Below are 13,368 nucleotides of genomic sequence, written 5' to 3'. Positions count from 1 at the left end.
GGAAAGCATTCCATTTGTGGGAGTGAGCTTGCTCACGAAAGAGCCATTACAGTCGCCGAACAAGCAACTGAACCCACTGCCCGGTCAAGCCAGCATGCCGGCCTTGATACCTCTGATGCGGGTGTTGATGTCATCTGCAACGTTGTTCTGCTTGTCCTTGAGCGCGTCCTGGACTTTCTGGTCAATGGCCAGTTGGTCCTGAGGTGCCATGGCGTCGTAGTCTTTCTGGGTGACGCCCGTCAGCTTCTCGCGCACTTTCTCTTCGGCTGTCTGCTTCAGAGAGTCCATGAACTTCTGTTCTACCGAACCCGTCGACGCAGTGTCAGTGGTGCTGGTGGCGCTGGCCCCTGAACCGATGACACCGTTGTCGCGATCAGCCGTCTTTTCCGACAGTGACGAATCACCGGCAGACTTGAGATTGATCATCATCCGCGCGAAGGATTCGTTGTAACCGCTGTTGTCCTGCTTGCTGTCTTGCGATGTTGAATTGCTGACCGGCGTGGTAACCGGTGCTGAACCTGATGTCAGGCCAGCTGCGGCAACCGAGCTGAATGCGTCCTGAGACACCTCATCTACGGTTTTGCGCCCAACCACAGCCCGGGAAACAAGCTGCTCAAGCGCACTCGTGCCAATAATCATCTTTCACCTCCTGATGAACCTGTTGCTCAGGTTCAACAGCAAGTCCAGTGCCAAGTGCACAGTAAATCCATAAGTTACTGATTTTTATAACTTAAATTCAAAAGCTAAAGATCGGCACTGTCAAAAAAACCCATACATTCTGCCGTTTGCGGCAAACATTCGCCGACACAGGCTGCTTTCAGCCTGCCGCACGACCGGTATTGACGTTCAACAGCTCGATCGGCAACGGTTCAGAGAAGTAGTAACCCTGCGCCTGGGTCGCGCCGATCTCGCGCAGCAACTCGAGTGTTTCCAGATCTTCGACACCTTCGGCGACGACGTTCAGATCAAGGGATTCGGCCATGCGTACGATGGCCCGCACGATGGCCCGGCTGCGTATGCTGGAGGCCAGTCCGAAGATAAACGATTTGTCGATTTTCAAGCCGCTGAAATGGTACTGATGCACATAGCTGAGCGAAGAAAACCCCGCGCCAAAATCGTCCAGCATGACCGACATGCCCTGCTCGGCCAGTTGCTTCATTGACAGGCGTGCCTGCTCAGGGTCGGCCACCAATGCCCCCTCCGTAAGCTCCAGGCACAGACGCCAGGGCGCAACATTCTGTTCAGCAAGCATCGCCAGCACTTCTGCAGCGAATGCCGGGCGGGTGATGCTGTAGCTGGAGCAGTTCACATGCACTGGCGGCCAGTGGCCGTTCTCGGGTTGCGCCAGGATGTTCACCACGCATTTGAGCATGTAGATATCCAGACGACCAATCAGGCGCAAACCCTCCAGCGCGGGCAAAAAGCTTTCCGGCCCGACGATCCGTCCATCCGGCATGCGCCAGCGGATCAACGCTTCGAACGCCAGTAACTCTCCGGTCCTGACACAGATGACCGGCTGAAAATAGGGGATCAGTTGATCAGTACGCTTCAGGGCCGTGCGCAACGCTCCCTCTTGCTCGACCTGATCCGACACCTCCCGACGCAGAGCCTGATTGAACACGGCGAAGCTGTCACGCCCACCATTCTTGACCCGATACATGGCGGTGTCGGCATCACGCAAGAGGTCCGCCGGCTCCTGATGGAAGCGGCTGTCAGCACCCACCACGCCGATGCTGCAAGAAGAAAAGACGCTGTGATCGTCAATCACGAACGGTTGCTCGAACGCGGTCAGGATCCGCTGGGCTATATCCGTACCGGCCTGTAACGGTGCATCGATGCTTAGCACCGCAAATTCGTCACCTCCAAGCCTGGCCAGCAGATCCCCTTCACGCATGCAACTGCGCAGCCGCTCGGCGGCCTGCACCAGGAGGATATCGCCGCAGTGGTGGCCAAGGCTGTCATTGATCATCTTGAAACGATCCAGATCGATGAACATGACAATCAGCTGCTGGCCGTTCAGGCAAAAGTCCTGCCACGCCTGTTTCAGGCGATGTTGCAAGTGACTGCGGTTAGGCAGTCCGGTCAACGAGTCGTGGGAGTTTTCATGCTGCAATCTGGCGTTGGCCTGATCCAGCTCCCGGGTCCGGTCGCGAACCCGGGCTTCGAGGAGCACATTGGCGGTGTGGATTGCCTCTGCCGCGCTGCGCCGGGACAGTGCCGTGTCGATGTGGCGAGAGACAAAGGTCAGCAGTTCCTGATCACGCAAGGTATAGCTGACATCCTTCGAATAGCTTTGCACCACCAGCACGCCGCGCACCTCCTCGCCATCGAACAGCGGGATACCCAGCCAGGAAGAAGAACGACCGGTATTTTTTTGCACCTCGATTTCGCCCAGGCTTTCCAGCCTGCGGGCATCGTCGTAATCGATCAGGCACGGTCGCCGCTGGCCTATCACATACTCGGTAAAGCCGCGCTGCCCACGCCGTGAACGTGGCGGCGTGGGCTGGAATTCGTCGATGTAATAAGGAAAGGTCACTTCGCCTGTAGCGCTGTCGTAAAGGGCGATGTAGAAATTGAGTGCTACCAGCAGCTCGCCGACAATCATGTGCAGGCTGCGAAACAGCTCATTCATATCGCCCGGCTGGCTGGAAAGCTCGGCAATCTGGAACAGAGCACTCTGCAAGTGCTCGGCGCGTTCACGGTCGCGCACTTCCTGGCGCAGGGCGTCATTGGCTGCCGAAAGCTGTTGTGTGCGCAGTGCCACAATCTGCTCCAGGTCGGTACGGCGCAGCAGTCGGTCCAAGGCCATCGCCACATGCCGTGACACCACGGAAAACAACGCGCGATCCTGAGCACTGTAGACGCGGGACACGTCATAGACCTGCATCGCAACCATGCCGAATACTTCGTCCGAGGCGTTTTTCAGGGGCGCGCCCATCCAGAACTCTGGCAGACGCCCCACCCAGAAAAAACGACCTTCGGCTTTTGCCCGCTCGATACAGGCTGCTTCCAGAAACAAGGGTTGCCCGGTGCTCAAGACATACCCGGTGAGCGACATTCGATCGGCGTCGATGAATTCGAACGTCTCGTGGCCCATCGCTTCGTCATCGAAACGGTCGATGTAATACGGATAAGTGATCTTGCGGCTTTGCTGGTCATACAGCGCGACGTAGAAGTTCTCGGCATCGATCAGCGCACTCAACTGCTCATGAATACCCTGCAGAAAAGCCCCACGATCCAGCGTGGAGCTGGCCAGCAGGCTGATTTCATAGAGAACCCGCTGGGTGTTCTGCGCCCGGATCAACGCAGCGGTCTGCAACAGTGAACCCAGTCTGGCAGCGAGATCCACCAGCGCGGGATGGTCTTTTTCGGCCATTGGCGCCAGCACCCAGCCCAACACGCCCTCGCCCTGCCCGGCGACTCGGCAATGAAGCTGCGATTGAGCACAGTATGTGTCGAAGTCTTCAGCAGCGATGTGCGCAGGCCAGACGACTGCAGGGTCGCCCTGCCCGAGCAGACATTTCAGCTCGCCTGCAGCGTAGGCTGCCCAGGCGATATCCGGTATCTGTTCCCGTGCAGCGCTCAAAAGTGCGTCAATGGGCGCGTGACCGGCGAATCGGTCATGGTTGGCAGCCAACGTGGTGTCTGGACTGAACGCTACGCTCGGGCATATACCCGTGGCCAGATGTGAGACTGTCATGGAAACACCAGATGCATGAGCCGACGACGGTCATCCGTAAAAACCATGACCAAAGGTAACAAGTGTGCTGCTGCATTGTTGCAAAGTTCATACCTTTTTGGCAGACCCTTTGCCTGTCAGATGACATCCATGTGACATGGGGCACTACACGGCTGCCATACGGGTCAGATTCAGGTGTGTCGCGAGACCGCCAAGGTGAATGAGCAGGGCTCGGCTATGCTTGCTCGCGGCGTTACATATTCTTCCCCCACTGAACAGGTGACAGTCATGGTCAAGACTTACAGTTACGCAGCGCAGTCTGCTCAGGAAGTGCTCAAACCGTATCAGTTCGAACGCCGCTCACCCGGTGCCGAAGACGTTCAGATCGACATTCTCTACTGCGGCGTTTGTCACTCGGACCTGCATACCGCACGCAATGAGTGGCACAACACACTCTATCCTTCGGTTCCGGGCCACGAAATCGTTGGCCGGGTAACGGCAGTCGGTGCAGACGTCAAACATTTCAAGGTCGGCGACCTCGCGGGTGTCGGCTGCATGGTAGACAGTTGCCAGCAATGTACACCCTGCGCAGAGGGTGACGAGCAATATTGCGAGAGCGGCTTCACAGGCACCTACAACGGCCCGGTATTTGGCGGCGAGAACACCTTCGGGGGCTACTCCGACAAGATCGTGGTCAAGGAGAAGTTCGTCCTGCGCATCTCTCACGACGCCAATCTGGCCGCCGTCGCGCCGCTGTTGTGCGCAGGTATCACCACGTACTCGCCATTGCGCCACTGGAAGGTCGGCCCGGGCAAAAAAGTGGGCATTGTCGGGCTCGGAGGGCTCGGCCACATGGGCGTCAAGATCGCGCACGCCATGGGCGCTCATGTGGTGCTGTTCACGACATCGCCCGACAAGCGTGAAGATGGCTTGCGGCTGGGTGCCGACGAAGTTGTTGTATCCAAAGATGCTGCGCAGATGGCAGCCCAGGCCAATAGCCTGGATTTCATCCTCAATACAGTCGCAGCACCGCATGATCTGGATGCATTTCTGTCCCTTCTCAAGCGTGACGGCACCATGACGCTGGTCGGCGCACCGGCAGAGCCGCACCCGTCTCCGGCAGTCTTCAATTTGATCTTCAAACGCCGCAGTCTGGCAGGCTCGTTGATCGGCGGCATTCAGGAAACCCAGGAAATGCTGGACTTCTGCGCCGAACACGGCATCGTTTCAGACATTGAAATGATCGCCATGCAGGACATCAACGAGGCTTACGAGCGGATGCTCAAAGGCGACGTGAAATATCGTTTCGTCATCGACATGGCCAGCCTCAAGCAGGAAATTCCTGCTGACTCAAACGCCGCATGATGCGGGCTGAATGCACCTGAAGAGCCTAGCGCTGCCATGGATGGCTGCGCGCACGAGACATGCCGTACGTCGCAAGGCATGAACTGACTACAGACAATAACCCACTGATACTCATACTCACTGTAAGTGTCGGTAACGGCTTGAAGCCCGCACTTGCGCCTGGCCCACCCTGCTTCATGCTGGCATGAGCTTGTCCTGGCCAGAAAAATGAACTATTTATTACATTTTAGTGACTATCATTGACTGCCTTTGGGTCTCAAGTTCACGAAGTCCTTGCAGATACTCATGTCAACGGACGTTTTAACAGGTGAACAAATCATGAAACAACGAGCGACAGTCATCTGCAAACGCGACGGCCAGGTCCTCTACGTGCGCAAACCAAAATCGCGCTGGGCATTGCCTGGTGGCAAGATCGAGGCTGGTGAAACGCCTGCTCAGGCCGCCATGCGTGAATTGTGCGAGGAAACAGGCCTGAAAAATCTTGATCTGCTCTATCTCGAGGTTTATGAGAAAGATCAGGTTACTCACTACGTGTTCACTACGCAGGTCCCGGCCTCAAGCGAGCCTTCGCCACAGAATGAGATTGCCGCTTGCAAATGGCTGGCTCCGAAGAAACTCGCAGACTTGAAGGCCAGCAGTGCGACCAAGACCATCGTCAAGTCATATGCCCAGCGGGCCTGAGAGCATTTCGAGCATCTGGCGCAACGCCAAAGGGTGATCAGCCAGATCGGGTTGAACGGTCAGGCCTGAAGCTGTTCTGAGAGAGCAGACGGTTCATTACCTTCATCCCCGTCTCAGGAGATCCCCTATGACTCAGACCGCCCTGGTTGTTGGCGCAAGTGGCATTGTCGGCAGTGCAATCACACAGTTGTTACTGGAAAACGATTGGCAGGTTGCCGCCCTCTCCCGTAGTCCGTCAGCGCGGCCCGGCGTAATTCCAGTGGCTGCAGACCTGCAGAACCCGGAGTCCGTCAGTGCGGCCCTGGCTGATTTGAAGCCCACCCACGTTTTCATCACCACATGGTCGCGTCAGGCCACTGAAGCAGAGAACATCCGCGTCAATGCTGCGATGGTGCGCAATGTGCTGGATGCTGTACGGCCCGCTGGCAGTGTGAAACACGTTGCGCTGGTCACCGGGCTCAAACACTACCTTGGCCCGTTCGAAGCCTACGGTAAGGGCACGCTGCCACAAACGCCGTTCAGGGAGACGCAAGCGCGCCTGGATATCGAGAACTTCTATTACGCGCAGGAAGATGAAGTCTTCGCTGCCGCCGAGAAAGACGGTTTTACCTGGAGCGTCCATCGCCCGCACACCGTGACAGGTGTCGCGGTCGGCAATGCGATGAACATGGCGACCACCCTCGCCGTCTATGCCTCGATCTGCAAGGCAACCGGCCGACCTTTCGTGTTTCCGGGCTCACGCGTGCAGTGGGACAGTCTGACCGACATGACCGATGCACGTCAGCTCGCCCATCAGCAACTGTGGGCCGCCACGACGCCTGCTGCGGCAAATCAGGCGTTCAACATCACCAATGGCGACGTATTCCGCTGGAGCTGGATGTGGGGGCAGATCGCCGAGTACTTCGACCTGCAGCCAGCCGATTTTCCGAGCGAGCCAGCCCCGCTGGAAACGCAGATGGCCGATGATCAGGCTGCCTGGACCGATATTGTCCGCGAGCATCAACTCAAGGAAGGTGATATCAATCGCCTGATTTCGCCATGGCACACCGACGCCGACCTGGGCCGTCCGATCGAAGTGGTTACGGATATGTCGAAAAGTCGCAAACTGGGCTTCACGGCGTTCCAGGCGAGTGACGATGCGTTTTTCGAGGTATTTGAAAAGCTGCGCCGTGACCGACTGATTCCCTGAAGCTGCTTGCCCTCTTGTGCCAAGGCTCTGCGTTGGCATAAGAGCAGGCACTGGCTTCGAGTGAAACAGACGCAACAAAAAAGGGTCAACCTCTCGGTTGACCCTTTTTTTACCGCCCAGCAGAGCGGATTTTATCTGGTAGGCGCGATTGGACTCGAACCAACGACCCCCACCATGTCAAGGTGGTGCTCTAACCAACTGAGCTACGTGCCTGCTGTGGGTCGGCATTCTACGGATATTCGAATGCCTGTCAAATTCTTTTTTGCAGTAACTCTCTGAATACGCGAAATTTTTACCTTGGGGTTCAGCACCCATAGACAAAAAAGGGCCAGCCTTTCGGCTGACCCTTTTCTTACCGCCCAGCAGAGCGGATTTTATCTGGTAGGCGCGATTGGACTCGAACCAACGACCCCCACCATGTCAAGGTGGTGCTCTAACCAACTGAGCTACGTGCCTGCTGTGGGTCCGCATTCTACGGATATTCAGATACCTGTCAATCTGTTTTTTCTCTAAGCCTATGAATTACAGCGTTTTTTGCCCGTTGGCAGGGAATGACACTTTTCGCCTGTTGCTGGCAGAGCTTTTGGTTCTCGGGTACGATCGCCACATCGTCAAGAATATTAAACGGAGTCTCAGGATGGCAAATACGCCCTATCCGCAGTCCTACTACGCCGCTTCAGCCAATGCCGCCCCGGAACGTCCAGCGTTGCAGGGTGAAGTCGAAACCGACGTGTGCGTCATCGGAGCTGGCTATACAGGCCTGTCGAGTGCGCTGTTCCTGCTGGAGAATGGATTCCGGGTCACGGTGCTGGAAGCGGCAAAAGTCGGCTTTGGCGCGTCGGGGCGTAATGGCGGGCAGATCGTCAATAGTTACAGCCGTGACATTGATGTGATCGAGCGAACCGTCGGGCCACGCCAGGCGCAGTTGCTGGGGCAGATGGCCTTTGAGGGCGCATCCATCATTCGTGATCGGGTTTCCCGCTACGGTATCCAGTGCGACCTGAAGGATGGCGGTGTATTTGCAGCGCTGACCGGGAAGCAACTGGCGCATCTGGAAGCCCAGCAGCGACTGTGGGAGCGTTACGGCCACACCGGCCTTGAGCTGATGGACAAGCGCCGGATCAACGAAGTCGTTGCCTGTGATCAATATATCGGCGGGCTGCTGGACATGACCGGCGGCCATATTCACCCGCTCAATCTGGCGCTGGGTGAAGCGGCCGCGGTCGAGACCCTGGGCGGCACGATTCACGAGCAGTCGGCGGCCATTCGCATCGAGCGCGGTGCCAGCCCTGTGGTCCATACGGCGCAAGGCAAGGTCCGCGCGAAATTCATCATCGTGGCCGGCAACGCCTATCTGGGCAATCTGGTTCCGGAGCTGGCTGCCAAGTCGATGCCTTGTGGCACTCAAGTGATCACCACAGAGCCGCTGAGCGATGAACTGGCCAAAACACTTCTGCCGCAGGATTACTGCGTCGAGGATTGCAATTACCTGCTGGATTACTACCGCCTCAGCGCCGACAAGCGCCTGATCTTCGGCGGCGGCGTGGTCTACGGTGCCAGAGATCCCGCCAACATCGAAGCCATTATCCGGCCGAAGATGCTCAAGGCGTTTCCACAGCTCAAGGATGTGAAGGTCGACTACGCATGGACCGGCAACTTTCTGCTGACCCTGTCTCGCCTGCCTCAGGTTGGCAGGCTTGGCGACAACATCTATTACTCGCAGGGTTGCAGCGGACACGGCGTGACTTATACGCATCTGGCGGGCAAGGTACTGGCCGAGGCGTTGCGCGGTCAGGCAGAGCGCTTTGATGCGTTCGCCGACCTGCCCCACTATCCTTTCCCTGGCGGGCAGATGCTGCGCACCCCGCTTACTGCGTTGGGTGCCTGGTATTACAGCCTGCGTGACAGGTTGGGTTTTTAAGTTCGCTGACAGTAAAACGGCACCTTATCGGTGCCGTTTTTGTTTGTGCCGCGTTTATTTCATTTAACGCCGCGTGCCAGCGTTCGTTTCGCCTCGCCCGCCGCCTGCTCCTGTCCGGACTTCGATAAAGCTTCAGCGGCCTGCAACCAGCGCTGCTGATCGACGTTGGCGGGCAGCTGCCGGGGCGACTGAACCAGCACCGCCCAACTGCCGGCCTCTTTCCACGCCGATGTGAAGCGGCTGAAACTCATTGAATAGCGACGATCCATGCCTGCATTCAACAACACCGTCTCCTTTACCCGGTTGTAACCAATCAACACGGCATAACGTGGGCTCTTCCACAGTGCAGAGCCCTGGGAAAAGCGCAGCATGACCGGATAGCCCGCCGACACTTGAGTCAGCAGGTCGTGTAATTGACCATCAAGCGGATAGACCATGAACCCGTATTCCCGCGCAACCTTCTGCATATTCTGTTCGAGCCGGTCTTCGGCACCTGGCAGTTGCAGCGGCTTGTCGAGCAAGCCGGGCGTGGTCTGTACCTGTTGGTTGGCCAGCATGCTTGCCAGCACCATTGGTCCGCTCTGGTAGGCGTTCCCACGGAAGAAAGGCACCGACGTCAGTTCGACCCGGTCCGGAAGGCGTTTCATCTCGGGCGTGACCATTGAAGAACAGCCGACAAGACCCGTGAGCAAGGCTAAAACCAGCCATGAACGTAATGCACCGGCAGTACCGGAATAGAAAGAGACCGACAAGATGTTCACTCGCTTCAACTGATGCCGGGCAACCCACGACCCGGCCTGGACACCGATCATAGAGCTCTGGGGGTTCAGGGTATAGTCAGGCACTGCGGCTCATCGGGCCGAATGGAGAAAATAGTTCATAGCCCTGCGCCACTGGTCAATTAACCGAAACATGCCCCGTACTAGACTGTCAGTTATCAAGACCGCAACAAAAGCAGGAATGTGGAGGCACTTATGAGCCTGGAACTGACAATCGTGATGCTGCTCGCTTCGTGGCTTGCTGTAGCCAGTGCAATGCTGTGGGGCGTAATGCGCATATCCCGTCGCCATCACCAGCCGCACAGTGCAGCGTCACCTGCGGCAAAACGGCCGAGCCTGGTAAAGGCTGTCAAAGTACCTAAGGCTGTCAAAGTACCTGCTGCTGTGGCCAGCTGATAGTTAGTTGTGCCGCTCGAATAAAGTTGTCGGCAGTGGAAATGCAAAAAAGGTCGACCCGGTTACCCGGGTCGACCTTTTTTCAGCCTGGCCTGCTATCAGTGCGCGGACACCTGAGCAGCAGCCTTTTTGCGTCTTGCTCTGCGTACCAGCATGTTCAGGCCTTCAATGGCTGCCGAGAAGGTCATGGCAGCGTAGATGTAGCCCTTGGGCACATGAGCGCCAAAGCCTTCGGCGATCAGCGTCATACCGATCATGATCAGGAAGCCCAGGGCCAGCATGACCACCGTCGGGTTATCGTTGATGAACTTCGCCAGCGGGTTGGCGGCAACAAGCATCACGACGACGGCAGTAATTACAGCAATGACCATAATCGGCAAGTGTTCGGTCATGCCCACGGCAGTGATGATACTGTCGATGGAGAACACCAGATCCAGCATCAGGATCTGCACGATGGCCGCGCTCATGCTCAATGCCACGACCGAACCCAGGGCTTTCTCTTCTTCGGTCTTGACGTCCATGCTGTGGTGAATTTCCGTCGTCGCTTTCCAGACCAGGAACAGGCCACCAGCGATCAGAATCATGTCCTTCCACGAGAACGCCTGGCCGAACACCTCGAATACCGGCTCTGTCAATTGCACGATGTACGCCACGGTGCTGAGCAATCCAAGGCGCATCACCAGCGCCATACCGATACCCAGTTTGCGGGCCTTTTCTCGTTGGTGCTCAGGGAGCTTGTTGGTGATGATCGAGATGAAGATCAGGTTATCGATACCCAATACGACTTCCATGACCACCAGTGTTGCCAGCGCGATCCAGGCTGCCGGACTTGTTGCGAGTTCCAATAGGTATTCCATAGATCACTGCCCTGCCTGAGCCAATATTAGTTGTAAGTCAGATTTATTTATCGGTCGTATTTTCGGTTTCAGCCGAGCTTTGTGGTGGCTGCTGCACCGAAAGTTCCTGTTTTGCCTCATCAATGGCCTTGGTTGCGGCTTGATGTGTTTCGTCAATCGCCTGTTTTGCAGTGTCGGCTGCTGCATTCACCACATGCTTGGTGGATGACTCTATCTGATCGCATCCTGACATTACCAGCAGCGAGCAGCCCAGCAGTGCAGCGTAAAGAGTTTTATTCATGGCTTCCTCGTTAAGCAAGGCTGGGCGGCGTGTTCAGCCCGGCGTTGGAAGCAGATTCTAGACATTTTGAAACATACGGAAAATTCGATTTTATAAGGCTTATACTTCGGTTTTACCGAATCGGCAGAGATCATGCTCAATTACCGTCAGCTTCACTATTTCTGGGTAGTAGCCAAAACCGGCAGCATCGTGCGCGCCTGCGAGCAGTTGAATCTCACCCCGCAGACCGTCAGCGGGCAGATCAGCCTGCTGGAGGCATCACTGGGTGTCGATCTGTTCCAGCGCGTAGGCCGGCAACTGGAAATGACTGAAGCGGGTCGCCTGGCCCTGCCCTACGCCGAACAGATGTTTCAGTTGGGCAATGATCTGGAAAACCTGCTGCGCTCGCAGCCCGATGAACAGCAACTGCTGTTGCGCATCGGGGTCGCTGATGTGGTGCCCAAGTCCATCGTGTACCGGCTGATTGCCCCGACCATGAACCTCAGTGAGTCCATTCGCATTACCTGCCGGGAAGATAAACTGGAAAGGCTGCTGGCAGACCTGGCAATTCAGCGTCTGGACCTGGTGATCTCGGACAGCCCCATGCCGCAGCACCTGGATATCAAGGGCTACAGCCAGAAACTGGGAGAATGCGGGGTCAGCTTTTTTGCGACCCGTGAAGTGGCAGAACGTATCGGAAGTGGCTTTCCGCAGTGCATGCACGGTGCGCCGCTATTGATTCCAGGCCAGGAAACCGTCGTTCGCGGCAGGCTGATGCGCTGGTTTGCCGAACAGAGCATCCAGCCGCGCATCATCGGCGAGTTCGATGACAGTGCGCTGATGAAGGCGTTTGGCAAATCCGGCAGCGGTGTCTTTGTTGCGCCCAGCGTCATCGCCGATGAGGTGCAGAACCAGTATGGCGTACAACTGATAGGCCACACTGATGCGGTGACCGAATCCTTCTACGCCATCACCGTAGAGCGCAAGGTCAAACACCCTGGCGTTGTCGCCATCGCCGAAAGCGCACGAAACCAGTTGTTTACCGACGCAAATTAGGCGGCAAGCGGGCCGGAATCACGTCTGATCAGCAGCACTGCCAGCACAATCGCAAGAGCGATAATGCCAGCGGCGGCGAAACCGACGTTAACCCAGACCGAGGTGATCAATGACCCTGCCACCGATCATCGCACCAATGCCGATGCCAAGATTCGCTCCGGCGATGTTAAGCGACGCCGCGAACGCAGGTGCTTGCGGCGCGGCCTTGATCAACCGCACATGACTGACCAGAAACAAGGCTGCCTGGGTGATACCCCATATTGCCAGCGCGACTGGCAAGGCGAACACCGAGTGGATGCTGGGCACCACAGCGACCATGCCGACCACCATGAAGGCGCAGAATACCAGGCTGGCAATCAGCGGATGCCGGTCAACCATGCGCCCGCCCAGCGAGTTGCCGAGCAAGCCGACCGCGCCAAACCCCATCAGGCACCAGCCCACCAGGCTGCCATCGAACCCGGCGAGACGCTCCAGCATGTCCGCCAGATAGGTGTAGGCGGTGAACATGCCGCTGAATACCAGTACCGACAGCAGCACATGCCCCTGCATCATCCGGCTGCGCAAAATACCGAACTGGTTGAGGATCGACACCGGGTTTTTCTTCGCCGCGGCCCGTGGCAGATAGACCGCCAGCAATAGAGCCTTGGCAAATGCCAGACCGGCGAGCACCAGAAACGCACTGCGCCAGCCGAAAGCATCGGAAATCAAAGTACCTATGGGGATGCCGAACACAGTGGCGCAAACGATGCCGAAACCGATTCTGGCAATCGCCCTGCCAGCGAACTGCGGCCCGACGATGTCCACGGCGGTTTCACTGGCCAGCGCCCAGAATACCGGCAGCCCCAACGCAGGAATCAGCCGCGCCAGCCCCATCACGGCAATATTGGGTGCCAGCGCTGCCAGTAGATTTGAAAAGCCGAATAGCACAAGAATGCTGATGAACAGACGCTTGCGCTCGAAACGCGAGAAATAAGCGGTCAGAAAAGGACCGAACGCTGCAACCGTGAATGCGAACAGGGTGACCAGCAGCCCCGCTTGCGAAACCGTGACATCCAGATCGCGGGCAACCGCAGGCAAAAGACCGACAATGACGAATTCTGTGGTCAGCACGGTAAAACCGGCGGCCGACAACAGAAGTATGGGCAACAACATGAATACTCCAGAACAACACTACAGCCCGAAAAAC

General features: G+C 57.1%; 11 protein-coding genes, 2 tRNA genes and 1 pseudogene. 6 read left to right on the top strand and 8 right to left on the bottom strand.

The features are described 5' to 3' along the window. Positions 1 to 84: 84 nt before the first annotated feature. Entirely contained in the window at positions 85 to 639 is a 555-nt protein-coding gene (locus RYB66_RS06460) for a hypothetical protein (protein WP_117139919.1), read from the bottom strand. A 178-nt stretch (positions 640 to 817) separates the two neighbouring features. Next, positions 818 to 3,700 carry an EAL domain-containing protein gene (locus RYB66_RS06455; RefSeq protein ID WP_162882914.1) on the bottom strand — a complete coding sequence of 961 codons (2,883 nt, stop codon included), beginning with the start codon at positions 3,698 to 3,700 and terminating at the stop codon, positions 818 to 820. Positions 3,701 to 3,967: 267 nt separating this feature from the next. On the opposite strand from RYB66_RS06455, the gene RYB66_RS06450 reads away from it, so the two are divergent. From RYB66_RS06450 to RYB66_RS06440, 3 genes are all read left to right on the top strand, one after another. Then, positions 3,968 to 5,044: an NAD(P)-dependent alcohol dehydrogenase gene (locus RYB66_RS06450; RefSeq protein ID WP_005743562.1), complete on the top strand. Its 1,077-nt coding sequence runs from the start codon at positions 3,968 to 3,970 to the stop codon at positions 5,042 to 5,044. 318 nt (positions 5,045 to 5,362) lie between these two features. Beyond that, positions 5,363 to 5,725, top strand: a complete 363-nt coding sequence (locus RYB66_RS06445) for an NUDIX hydrolase (protein ID WP_005743561.1) — start codon at positions 5,363 to 5,365, stop codon at positions 5,723 to 5,725. A gap of 127 nt (positions 5,726 to 5,852) precedes the next feature. Next, complete coding sequence (locus RYB66_RS06440; RefSeq protein WP_005757221.1) at positions 5,853 to 6,914, top strand: SDR family oxidoreductase; 1,062 nt, start codon at positions 5,853 to 5,855, stop codon at positions 6,912 to 6,914. Positions 6,915 to 7,050: 136 nt separating this feature from the next. On the opposite strand, the gene RYB66_RS06435 is transcribed toward RYB66_RS06440, so the two are convergent. Further along, positions 7,051 to 7,127, bottom strand: a tRNA-Val gene (locus RYB66_RS06435). A 166-nt stretch (positions 7,128 to 7,293) separates the two neighbouring features. Further along, positions 7,294 to 7,370 (bottom strand) — tRNA-Val (locus RYB66_RS06430). 181 nt (positions 7,371 to 7,551) lie between these two features. Between RYB66_RS06430 and RYB66_RS06425 the strand changes: the two genes are divergently transcribed. Next, complete coding sequence (locus tag RYB66_RS06425) at positions 7,552 to 8,835, top strand: NAD(P)/FAD-dependent oxidoreductase (RefSeq protein WP_005743559.1); 1,284 nt, start codon at positions 7,552 to 7,554, stop codon at positions 8,833 to 8,835. Positions 8,836 to 8,894: 59 nt separating this feature from the next. Here the strand turns inward: RYB66_RS06425 and RYB66_RS06420 are convergent, their stop codons facing one another. After that, the gene (locus RYB66_RS06420) at positions 8,895 to 9,590 is read right to left on the bottom strand and encodes a peptidase C39 family protein (protein WP_044299218.1); all 696 of its coding nucleotides are present in this window, start codon (positions 9,588 to 9,590) and stop codon (positions 8,895 to 8,897) included. A gap of 219 nt (positions 9,591 to 9,809) precedes the next feature. Here RYB66_RS06420 and RYB66_RS06415 point away from each other — a divergent pair, with 219 nt between their 5' ends. Further along, positions 9,810 to 10,010 (top strand): hypothetical protein, encoded by a 201-nt coding sequence (locus RYB66_RS06415; RefSeq protein WP_316894079.1) that lies wholly within the window; start codon positions 9,810 to 9,812, stop codon positions 10,008 to 10,010. A gap of 98 nt (positions 10,011 to 10,108) precedes the next feature. Here RYB66_RS06415 and RYB66_RS06410 read toward each other — a convergent pair whose 3' ends face one another. Next, positions 10,109 to 10,867: a TerC family protein gene (locus RYB66_RS06410; RefSeq protein ID WP_002553623.1), complete on the bottom strand. Its 759-nt coding sequence runs from the start codon at positions 10,865 to 10,867 to the stop codon at positions 10,109 to 10,111. A 43-nt stretch (positions 10,868 to 10,910) separates the two neighbouring features. After that, positions 10,911 to 11,147, bottom strand: coding sequence for a hypothetical protein (locus RYB66_RS06405; RefSeq protein ID WP_057403989.1), 237 nt, complete (start codon positions 11,145 to 11,147; stop codon positions 10,911 to 10,913). 132 nt (positions 11,148 to 11,279) lie between these two features. Between RYB66_RS06405 and nhaR the strand changes: the two genes are divergently transcribed. After that, positions 11,280 to 12,182: a transcriptional activator NhaR gene (gene nhaR / locus RYB66_RS06400; RefSeq protein ID WP_117139921.1), complete on the top strand. Its 903-nt coding sequence runs from the start codon at positions 11,280 to 11,282 to the stop codon at positions 12,180 to 12,182. Here nhaR and RYB66_RS06395 read toward each other — a convergent pair. After that, positions 12,179 to 13,334 (bottom strand): annotated as a pseudogene (locus tag RYB66_RS06395) (MFS transporter). The gene nhaR and the pseudogene RYB66_RS06395 sit on opposite strands and share 4 nt — an antisense overlap. Positions 13,335 to 13,368: the final 34 nt, after the last annotated feature.

The sequence above is a fragment of the Pseudomonas syringae group sp. 243L2 genome, from assembly GCF_032587875.1.
Lineage (GTDB): Bacteria > Pseudomonadota > Gammaproteobacteria > Pseudomonadales > Pseudomonadaceae > Aquipseudomonas > Aquipseudomonas amygdali.
The sequence above is the reverse complement of the archived record's forward strand: the minus strand, read 5'-3'. Positions and strand labels throughout refer to the sequence as shown.

Bases quoted from the DNA above. Each gene is read 5' to 3' on its own strand.
- RYB66_RS06425 (WP_005743559.1), top strand. From the start codon at position 7,552: ATGGCAAATACGCCCTATCCGCAGTCCTACTACGCCGCTTCAGCCAAT.
- RYB66_RS06410 (WP_002553623.1), bottom strand. From the start codon at position 10,867: ATGGAATACCTATTGGAACTCGCAACAAGTCCGGCAGCCTGGATCGCG.
- nhaR (WP_117139921.1), top strand. From the start codon at position 11,280: ATGCTCAATTACCGTCAGCTTCACTATTTCTGGGTAGTAGCCAAAACC.
- RYB66_RS06460 (WP_117139919.1), bottom strand. From the start codon at position 639: ATGATTATTGGCACGAGTGCGCTTGAGCAGCTTGTTTCCCGGGCTGTG.
- RYB66_RS06455 (WP_162882914.1), bottom strand. From the start codon at position 3,700: ATGACAGTCTCACATCTGGCCACGGGTATATGCCCGAGCGTAGCGTTC.
- RYB66_RS06405 (WP_057403989.1), bottom strand. From the start codon at position 11,147: ATGAATAAAACTCTTTACGCTGCACTGCTGGGCTGCTCGCTGCTGGTA.
- RYB66_RS06440 (WP_005757221.1), top strand. From the start codon at position 5,853: ATGACTCAGACCGCCCTGGTTGTTGGCGCAAGTGGCATTGTCGGCAGT.
- RYB66_RS06445 (WP_005743561.1), top strand. From the start codon at position 5,363: ATGAAACAACGAGCGACAGTCATCTGCAAACGCGACGGCCAGGTCCTC.
- RYB66_RS06450 (WP_005743562.1), top strand. From the start codon at position 3,968: ATGGTCAAGACTTACAGTTACGCAGCGCAGTCTGCTCAGGAAGTGCTC.
- RYB66_RS06415 (WP_316894079.1), top strand. From the start codon at position 9,810: ATGAGCCTGGAACTGACAATCGTGATGCTGCTCGCTTCGTGGCTTGCT.